This window comes from Arhodomonas sp. KWT2 (assembly GCF_041949875.1).
GTDB classification, from domain to species: domain Bacteria; phylum Pseudomonadota; class Gammaproteobacteria; order Nitrococcales; family Nitrococcaceae; genus Arhodomonas; species Arhodomonas aquaeolei.
Genome location: NZ_JBHFPQ010000029.1, coordinates 56,978 through 65,629 on the forward strand (window position 1 = coordinate 56,978; position 8,652 = coordinate 65,629).

The 8,652-nt window shown below is 68.1% G+C and carries 8 protein-coding genes; 3 read left to right on the plus strand and 5 right to left on the minus strand.

The annotated features are described in order from the left end of the window. Positions 1-9 precede the first annotated feature (9 nt). Both ACEZHJ_RS03210 and ACEZHJ_RS03215 read left to right on the plus strand, forming a co-directional pair. Positions 10-792 (plus strand): ABC transporter permease, encoded by a 783-nt coding sequence (locus ACEZHJ_RS03210; RefSeq protein ID WP_018717675.1) that lies wholly within the window; start codon positions 10-12, stop codon positions 790-792. Positions 793-826: 34 nt separating this feature from the next. Then, a complete protein-coding gene (locus ACEZHJ_RS03215; RefSeq protein ID WP_018717674.1) occupies positions 827-2,152 on the plus strand; it encodes a nicotinate phosphoribosyltransferase in 1,326 nt (441 codons plus the stop codon). Positions 2,153-2,214: 62 nt separating this feature from the next. On the opposite strand, the gene ACEZHJ_RS03220 is transcribed toward ACEZHJ_RS03215, so the two are convergent. Further along, positions 2,215-2,550, minus strand: coding sequence for an H-NS family nucleoid-associated regulatory protein (locus ACEZHJ_RS03220; RefSeq protein WP_018717673.1), 336 nt, complete (start codon positions 2,548-2,550; stop codon positions 2,215-2,217). Positions 2,551-2,987: 437 nt separating this feature from the next. Between ACEZHJ_RS03220 and ACEZHJ_RS03225 the strand changes: the two genes are divergently transcribed. Further along, a complete protein-coding gene (locus tag ACEZHJ_RS03225) occupies positions 2,988-4,214 on the plus strand; it encodes a hypothetical protein (protein ID WP_156831158.1) in 1,227 nt (408 codons plus the stop codon). A gap of 9 nt (positions 4,215-4,223) precedes the next feature. Here ACEZHJ_RS03225 and pdxH read toward each other — a convergent pair whose 3' ends face one another. From pdxH to ftsZ, 4 genes are all read right to left on the minus strand, one after another. After that, the gene (gene pdxH, locus ACEZHJ_RS03230; protein ID WP_018717671.1) at positions 4,224-4,817 is read right to left on the minus strand and encodes a pyridoxamine 5'-phosphate oxidase; all 594 of its coding nucleotides are present in this window, start codon (positions 4,815-4,817) and stop codon (positions 4,224-4,226) included. Beyond that, positions 4,814-6,172 carry a nodulation protein NfeD gene (locus ACEZHJ_RS03235; RefSeq protein ID WP_240466054.1) on the minus strand — a complete coding sequence of 453 codons (1,359 nt, stop codon included), beginning with the start codon at positions 6,170-6,172 and terminating at the stop codon, positions 4,814-4,816. The genes pdxH and ACEZHJ_RS03235 overlap by 4 nt, the downstream gene beginning before the upstream one ends. A gap of 125 nt (positions 6,173-6,297) precedes the next feature. Then, entirely contained in the window at positions 6,298-7,209 is a 912-nt protein-coding gene (lpxC, locus tag ACEZHJ_RS03240; protein WP_018717669.1) for a UDP-3-O-acyl-N-acetylglucosamine deacetylase, read from the minus strand. A gap of 241 nt (positions 7,210-7,450) precedes the next feature. Beyond that, positions 7,451-8,608, minus strand: coding sequence for a cell division protein FtsZ (ftsZ, locus tag ACEZHJ_RS03245; protein WP_259202038.1), 1,158 nt, complete (start codon positions 8,606-8,608; stop codon positions 7,451-7,453). Between the last annotated feature and the right edge of the window lie 44 nt (positions 8,609-8,652).

Here is an 8,652-nt window from a genome sequence, read left to right on the forward strand (position 1 = left end):
GGAGATCGCGTGCAACCCGCCTACCTTCAACAGACCCTGGTCGCACTGGCGACCATCGCCCACAAGGAAACCACCCGTTACCTGCGCATCTGGGTGCAGACCCTGGTGCCGCCGGCGATCACCATGTCGCTGTACTTCGTGATCTTCGGCAACCTCATCGGCTCCCGCGTCGGACCGATGGCGGGCTATTCCTACATGCAGTTCATTGCCCCCGGGATCATCATGATGTCGGTGATCACGAACAGCTATTCCAACGTGGTTTCCTCGTTCTTCGGCGCGAAATTCCAGAAACACATCGAGGAGATCCTCGTTTCGCCTACGCCGAACTACACCATCCTGATCGGCTACCTCGCCGGCGGTGTCGGCCGCGGCCTGCTCACCGGGCTGATTGTGACCTTCATCGCCACCGGCTTCGCAGATCTCAGCGTACACAATGTCTGGATCACCGGCTCGGTGGTCTTTCTCACCGCTGTGCTGTTCTCGCTGGGCGGCTTCATCAACGCCGTGTTCGCGCGCAAGTTCGACGACATATCCATCGTGCCCACCTTCGTTCTCACGCCCCTGACCTATCTCGGCGGTGTCTTCTATTCGATCCAGCTGCTGCCGGACTTCTGGCACGGGGTATCGCTGGTGAACCCGATCCTCTACATGGTCAACGCCTTCCGCTACGGGATTCTCGGCACCTCGGACATCCCGATCGGGACCGCGTATGGCATCATCATCCTGTTCATCGTCGGCCTCACCGCATTCAGCCTCTATCTGCTGAACCGCGGCGTGGGGCTGCGGACCTGAGTCCCGGCGGGCCACGCTGTTTGGGAGGACATTGATGGAACTGGAGCGTTCGCCGCTGCTCACCGACCTCTACGAGCTGACGATGCTGCAGACGTACTACGAGCACGGCATGACGCAGCCCGCCGTCTTCGAGCTGTTCCTGCGGCGCTCGCCCCGGCGCGGCTGCTTCCTCGCGGCGGGCCTGGAGCAGACACTGACGTGGCTCGAGGGCCTGCGCTTCGACGAACGCGAGCTCGCATGGCTCGACGACAGCGGCCTGTTCAGCGCGGCGTTCATCCGCCGGCTCGCGGACCTGCGTTTCACCGGCGAGGTCCGCGCAATGCCGGAGGGGACGATCTGCTACCCCGAGGAGCCGCTGGTGCAGATCATCGCCCCGCTGCCCGAGGCGCAGCTGGTCGAGTCGCGCCTGATGAACATCGTCCACTTCCAGACACTCATCGCCACCAAGGCGCTTCGCTGTGTCGAGGCCGCCGGCGGCCGGCGCGTGGTGGACTTCGGTCTGCGCCGCGCCCACGGCGGCGAGGCCGGTATGTGGGCGGCCCGGGCCTGCTATCTAGCAGGCTTCGGTGCCACCGCCACCACCCTCGCCGGGGCCGCCTACGGGATCCCGGTGACCGGCACCATGGCGCACTCGTTCGTGCTCGCCCACGATGACGAGGCGACCGCCTTCGAGCGCTTCGCCCGCAGTCACCCGGACAACGTCGTCCTGCTCATCGACACCTTCGACGTCGCCGAGGGGGCGCACAAGGCCGTCGCTCTCGGGCACCGGCTCGCCGACAGCGGTATCCGTGTCCAGGGCGTGCGCATCGACAGCGGCGACCTGAGCGCCCACGCCCGCACGGTGCGCCGGATCCTCGACGACGGCGGCCTCACCGACACCCTGATCCTGGTCAGCGGCGGCCTGGACGAGGAGCGCATCGCCGCGATCGTGGCCAGCGGCGCACCGGTGGACGGCTTCGGTGTCGGCTCCAAGGTCGACACCTCCGCCGACGAGCCCTTCCTCGACTCCGCCTACAAGCTCCACCACTTCGGCGAGCGGGCGCGCGCCAAGCATTCCGAGGGCAAGACGGACCTCCCCGGCCTCAAGCAGGTCTACCGCCGGTACGACGACGGCGGCCGATTCGCCGGCGACGTCATTGCACTGGCGGACGAGGGCTACGAGGGTGAGCCGCTGCTGGTGCCGGTGATGCGAAACGGAGAGCGCCTGGACGGCGGTGCGGAAAATGGACTGGAGGCGGCACGGGCACGCACCCGCGAGCAACACGGCCTGCTGCCTCCGGGCGCTGGCGCGCTGGCCGCGCCGGGGGAATCCCCGGTAACGGTCAGCCCGGCCCTGCAACGGCTGGCGGCGCGGACCTAGGCATCCCGCGCCATGCCGGAGGGCCGGTGTGGTGCGGCCCGGCCGCACCACACCGCGGCGGATCACTTGATCCGCAGATCCTCGAGTGAGCGGCCCGCGGCCTCCCATTCCTTGACCCAGACCGGCTTACGGCCGCGACCGGACCAGGTCTTGGTCTCGTCCTCGGGATGGCGGAACTGGGCCGGCGCCTTGCCGCCACTGCGGCGGCGCGTCTGCTTGGTGCCCTGCCCGGCGACCAGCTCGTTGAGATTGAAGCCATAGCGCTCGGCCACCTGCTTCAGCTCCTGCTGCGCCTTTTTCGCGTCGTCACGGCGACGGGACTCCAGCGCCTTGTCGATGTCCTTTTTCAGCTCGCGAAGCTGCTGGGAGTCGTACTTCGAGAGATCCAGATCCGCCATTTTGTTCTTTCCTCTGCAATAACCAGCCAGTGTGTTCGAAAAATTCGCCTCCCCACGCGATAACCGGCCGGCGGTATCCGGGGGTGACGAAATATGACCGTGGCGGCAACACCCCATACTCCCCGTTAAACGATCGAGTGAAGTGCCGGTTTCACGATCCGATCAATCCATGATCGCATATTATTAAATCGCAGACAGAGGCGGGAGACAATTGTAATTTTTTGAGATTGTTCACGTCCTTGAATTCCGACGCCCTGATTTCCACCAATTAGACGAAAAAGGACGAAACGCCCCGGGCATAATGCCGCGGTCCACGCAGGATACGGCTTAATTCGGCACGCGCAGGCGGGCATAATGGGTGCCGCTGATTCGGGGCCGCGCCGTTACGCCTGACCCCGACCACCGCCCAGATGCCGATCACGGAGATACGCCAGATCATGCAAGCCGCCCTGTCCGCGACCCCCGCCGTGCTCACCATCGAACTCGATCCGGAGGTCGTCGCCCGCGGTGCCCGCCCCCCGGAGCCGCTCAGCCGGGACGCCGCCGAGGTCCTCGGCCAGGCCGTCGCCGCCGACCTCCACCGCATTCTCGGCGAGACCGTGACCGAGGCCGGGCTCATCATCGCCGGCGGCCTGTACGACCTCACCGAGCTGCTCCAGCCCGGCCTGCCCATGACCGAGGCCCTGCTGGAGGTCTACCGCGGCAGTCTGCGCGGCGCGCCGTTCACCCCGCACCGGCTGAGCCTGGGCTGCGCCGGCGGGCGCTTTCCGCTGCCGGCAGTGGCGCCGCGCCGCAGCCCGGGCGCCGGCCCGATGCTCGCCCTGCCCTTTGCGCTGGTCGCGCCGGGCCCGACACTCGATACCGTGCGGCAGGTGGTCGAGGAGCGGCTGCTCGAGCGTGGCGCGCCGGCCCTGGCCACGGACCAGGTCGTGCGCCAGCAGTTCGGCCTGGAGCCGGTCAACCTCGCCTACGCGAGCTTTCACGACCTCAGCGCCCTGCTCAAGGTCCAGCTCGAGCACGCCGGGTTCGGATCACTGTGGGCCCTGCTGGAAGGCGCGCTCTACCGCCCGGACGAGCCGGTGGCGATACATACGGAAGAGGGTAATACCTTTCTCGGCCTCCACGGCCGTGCATGGACACCGTTCCTCACCCTGGACGAGTGGGCCCGGCACATGGGCAGCGACGACCCTGCCGGCTACGACGACTGGCTGCGGCGCCAGCGTCAGTACACCGCCGGACTGACGGCCCACGGCGTCGAGGTGACCCCGACGCTCCCGCGTCCGGGGGTGTTCAGTGATAATGCGGAGATGGCCATCACCGTTGCGGATCAGGCCTCGCTGGCGGATACCACACAGCGCCGCGAGCCCCGCGACGGGGACCCGGCCTTCGGGAACGCCACGGCGATCACGCTCACCGAGCAGCGCCTGCCCGGCGTCGGGCCCTTCGCCTACACGGTGCTCGCCCAGCGCGATGACGGCGCCATCGCCTATCTGGGTAACGACTACCCGATGGCGCCCGAGGCGGTGCCGGCGATCCAGGCCCACTGGCGGGAACGCGCCGAGGCCCTCGGCGCGGGCTTCCACGTGGAGCAGCCGGCCACGGCGGTCACCGGCGGCGAGCCGCCGCAGCTCATGCCCTGGCTCGATTACCAGGGCAGCGCCTGAGCGGGCGGGTCAGGGGTTGAGCAAGGTATGGTGCCAGGCGCTGTCCTCGCACCAGAAGCGCTCGCGGTGATGTAGCCGGCCGTTGCGCCCGGACCAGAACTCGATCATCTCCGGAACCAGGCGGTAGCCGCTCCAGTGCGGCGGCCGCGGCACTTCCCCGTCGGGATAGCGCTCCTCATAGTGGCGGACACGTTCGTCGAGCTCGGCACGGGTAGTCAGCGGCTCCGACTGGTGGGACGCCCAGGCCCCGATCTGGCTGAGCCGCGGGCGTGACGCGAAGTAGGCGTCCGCCTCGGCGTCCGTGACGGGCTTGACCGGCCCCTCCACGAGCACCTGCGCGAGTAACGGCTGCCAGAAGAAGGTCAGCGCTGCGACCGGATTCTCGGCGAGCTGCCGGCCCTTGCGCGAGCGCGTGTTGGTGTAGAACACGAAGCCGTCCTCATCCACCTGCTTGAGCAGCACGATACGCGCCGAGGGCCGCCCGTCCGCACCCGCGGTGGCCAGGGTCATCGCCGTAGGCTCGCCCACGGCCTCGTGGGCCCGCGCCCGGTCGAACCACTCCCGGAACTGGGCCAGCGCCCGCTCAAAGGTCTTATCGCTCATAGATCCTCGCTGTCTGCTGACTCGGCTGTGGAATCGGCCGGCTCCACGTGCAGGCGCAGTCCGTCGACGGCAACCACGCGCACCGGCGCGCCGGCGGCCATCGGCGTGTCGCAGTCGGCCCGCCAGAGCTCGCCGAACACGCGGACGTGACCCGCCCCGGGGAAGCCGCTGACAACCCGCCCGCGGGCGCCAACGAGCTGCTGCTGCCCGGAGACCACCGGGCGGCGGTACGCCCGCGCCGCGAGCGTACCGGTCGCGAACAGCAGTATCGCGCTACCCAGGGCCACACCGACCACCAGCGCCAACGATAACCGAAATCCCGGCGCCTCCGTGTCGAATAACATCAAGGAACCGGCGACGAACGCCACCGCGCCGCCCAGGCCGAGGATTCCGAACGAAGGCGCGAATGCCTCCGCGAGCATGAGACCGACCCCGAGCAGGATCAGCCCGAGCCCGGCATAGCTCACCGACAGCACCTGCAGCGCGTACAGCGCCAGCAGCAGCGCGATGCCGCCGATCACGCCGGGCACCACCGCGCCGGGGTTGGCGAGCTCGAAGATCAGCCCGTAGATGCCGATGAGCATGAGGATATAGGCGAAATTGGGATGGGCGATAGCCGCCAGCAGCCGGGTCCGCCAGTCCGGGCTGCGGTCCACGACCGTGGCGCCACGGGTGTGCAGCGTCCGCTCGCCGGCGGCGGTCTCCACGCGCCGGCCGTCCAGGGTGGCGAGGAGCTCGTCGCGGTTGCCGGCGAGGAGCTCGACCACCCCGGCCTCGCGGGCGGCGCCGGCCTCCAGGCTGGCACCCTCGCGCACCGCCTTCTCCGCCCAGTCGCCGTTACGCCCGCGCAGCTCCGCCAGGCCGCGGATGTAGGCGACGGCGTCGTTCACCATCTTCCGGTGCAGCGCATCCCCGTCGCCGCTCCCGCCCTCGTCACCCGAGGGCGTGGCACCGCCGCCACCGAGACGCACCGGGGTCGCTGCCCCGAGGTTCGTCGCCGGGGCCATCGCGGCGACATGGGAGGCATAGAGGATATAGGTCCCCGCGCTGGCCGCGCGGGCCCCGGCAGGGGCGACCCAGGCAACGACCGGCGTGCGCGCGGCGAGGATCCTCTGCACGATCCCGCGCATGGCCTGGTCCAGCCCGCCGGGCGTGTCCAGGCGCAGGATGACCGCCTCGACGCCGGCCTCGTCCGCGGCCGTTATCTCCTCGTCCACGTAGGCGGAGGTGACCGGCCCGATCGGCCCCTCGACCGACAACTCCCAGACAGTGGACGCCGCCGCACGCCCGGCTGCCGCAAGGGCGAGCACGGTGAGGACCATTGCGATCAGGGCTGTACGACGACAGGCTTTCATGCCCCAATGATGGCACACGCGGCGCCGTCGGGTGCGGATATGACAGGGGCCGGAAAAACAAAACCCCCGGACGATACCGGGGGTCGGGTCCGCGAAGGGCGGCGGCAGGCGCCCGCCCTGCGGCCTCAGCCCACGGGGACGGGCTGATCGAAGGAGATCGGGGCGTCCTCGACCTCGTCGAAGGTCACCGCCTCCCAGGCATCCGCCTCCTGGAGCAGGCGCCGGAGCAGGCGGTTATTCAGCGCATGGCCGGACTTGTAGCCGGTGAACGAGCCGACCAGGCTGTGACCGAGAAGATAGAGATCGCCGATGGCGTCGAGGATCTTGTGCTTGACGAACTCGTCCGCATAGCGGAGCCCGTCCTCGTTGAGCACGCGATAGTCGTCCACCACGATGGCGTTGTCGAGGCTGCCACCAAGCGCGAGGTTGTTCTGCTGCAGGTACTCGATATCCCGCATGAAGCCGAAGGTCCGCGCACGACTCACCTCCTTGACGAAGGAGGTCGAGGAGAAGTCGAACTCCGCACGCTGGAGTCCGTCGCTGAAGATGGGGTGGTCGAACTCGAGGGTGAAGCCCACCTTGAAGCCGTCGAACGGCTCGAAGGCGACCCACTTGTCACCCTCCTCGATACGTACGGGGCGCTTGATCCGGATGAACCGCTTGGCGGCATTCTGTTCCTGCACGCCCGCCGAGCGGATGAGGAACACGAACGGACCGGCGCTGCCGTCCATGATCGGTACCTCGGGGGCGGAGAGGTCGACATAGGCGTTGTCGATCCCCAGGCCCGCCAGGGCCGAGAGCAGGTGCTCCACGGTGGAGATACGCACACCGTCCTGGATCAGGCAGGTGGAGAGCTGGGTATCGCCGACATTCTCCGGGTGGGCGCGCACCTCCACGGGCTCGTCGAAATCGACACGGCGGAACACGATGCCGGTATCCGGCGCGGCCGGGCGCAGCGTGAGGTAGACCTTCTCGCCGGTGTGCAGGCCGACACCCGTGGCACGGATGCTGTTCTTGAGCGTTCGCTGGCGGATCATTCGCTTGAGCTTCCCCCGGTGGCGCCGCGGTGGAGAGGGACATCCGTGCCGGCGCGTACGCAGATGCGGCCCGATACATTACGCGGACACGTAATCACGCTAATGTAACAGACTGGTCCATTATTGTACACCTGGAAAGGAACGAGTTTCGTTCTCTTCCCCAGAACGGGCCGGGCCCGCACGGGACCCGGCCAAACGCTTGGAGAGACGACATTCAGGACAATTCGAGCCGGCCCGCCGCCTAGTCCGCCTGGCGGCGCAGGAAGGCCGGGATGTCGAGATAGTCCATGTCGCCCTCGTCCTGACCCGACGGCCGGTCGTTGGCGGCCTTCTTGCGGATCACCGTGGGACGGTCGAGCTGCTGGTAGTCCACCTCGCCGCTCGACTTGCGCGCCACCGTCCGCGGGGCCTCTTCCGCCGGGGTCGCCGCTGCGGGCTGACCGGCACCGAGGCCGGTGGCGACCACGGTCACGCGCAGCTCGTTCTCGAGCTCCGGGTCGATGACCGTGCCAACGACCACCGTGGCGTCGTCGGAGGAGAACTCCTTGACCGTGTTGCCCACCTCCTCAAACTCGCCGATGGACAGGTCCATGCCGGCGGTGACGTTGACCAGGATGCCCCGGGCCCCGGAGATGTTGGTGTCCTCGAGCAGCGGCGAGGCGATGGCCCGCTCCGCGGCCTCACGGGCACGGCCCTCGCCTGAGGCGTAGCCGGAACCCATCACGGCCATGCCCATCTCGGACATGATCGTGCGCACGTCGGCGAAGTCGACGTTGATCAGCCCGGGGCGGGTGATCAGCTCGGCGATGCCCTTGACCGCACCGAGGAGCACGTCGTTCGCGGACTTGAAGGCATTGAGCAGGGTCAGCTCCTTGCCCAGCACCGAGAGCAGCTTCTCGTTGGGGATGGTGATCAGCGAGTCGACCTGGCGGCCGAGCTCCTTGATGCCCTCCTGGGCGACGCCCAGGCGCTTGCCGCCCTCGAAGGGGAACGGCTTGGTCACCACGGCGACCGTGAGGATATTCATCTCCTTGGCGACCTCGGCGACCACCGGTGCCGCCCCGGTGCCCGTGCCGCCACCCATACCGGCGGTGATGAAGACCATGTCCGCCCCGTCGAGGACCTCGGCAATACGGTCCCGGTCCTCCATCGCGGCCTCGCGGCCCACCGTCGGGTCGGCGCCGGCACCCAGGCCCTTGGTGATATTCGCCCCGAGCTGGAGCGTGGTCTTCGCGGAAGTGTTGCGCAGCGCCTGCGCATCGGTGTTGGCGCAGATGAAGTCCACGCCCTCGACGTCGGCGGACACCATGTGCTGGACGGCATTGCCGCCACCGCCGCCGACACCGATCACCTTGATTACGGCGTTCTGACTGAACGAATCCATAAGCTCGAATTTCATGTCGCGTCTCCTTTCCAGTCGCAGCGTTTCGGCTGTTGTTCTGC

Bases quoted from the DNA above. Each gene is read 5' to 3' on its own strand.
- ACEZHJ_RS03215 (WP_018717674.1), top strand. From the start codon at position 827: ATGGAACTGGAGCGTTCGCCGCTGCTCACCGACCTCTACGAGCTGACG.
- ACEZHJ_RS03220 (WP_018717673.1), bottom strand. From the start codon at position 2,550: ATGGCGGATCTGGATCTCTCGAAGTACGACTCCCAGCAGCTTCGCGAG.
- lpxC (WP_018717669.1), bottom strand. From the start codon at position 7,209: ATGATCCGCCAGCGAACGCTCAAGAACAGCATCCGTGCCACGGGTGTC.
- ftsZ (WP_259202038.1), bottom strand. From the start codon at position 8,608: ATGAAATTCGAGCTTATGGATTCGTTCAGTCAGAACGCCGTAATCAAG.
- pdxH (WP_018717671.1), bottom strand. From the start codon at position 4,817: ATGAGCGATAAGACCTTTGAGCGGGCGCTGGCCCAGTTCCGGGAGTGG.
- ACEZHJ_RS03235 (WP_240466054.1), bottom strand. From the start codon at position 6,172: ATGAAAGCCTGTCGTCGTACAGCCCTGATCGCAATGGTCCTCACCGTG.
- ACEZHJ_RS03225 (WP_156831158.1), top strand. From the start codon at position 2,988: ATGCAAGCCGCCCTGTCCGCGACCCCCGCCGTGCTCACCATCGAACTC.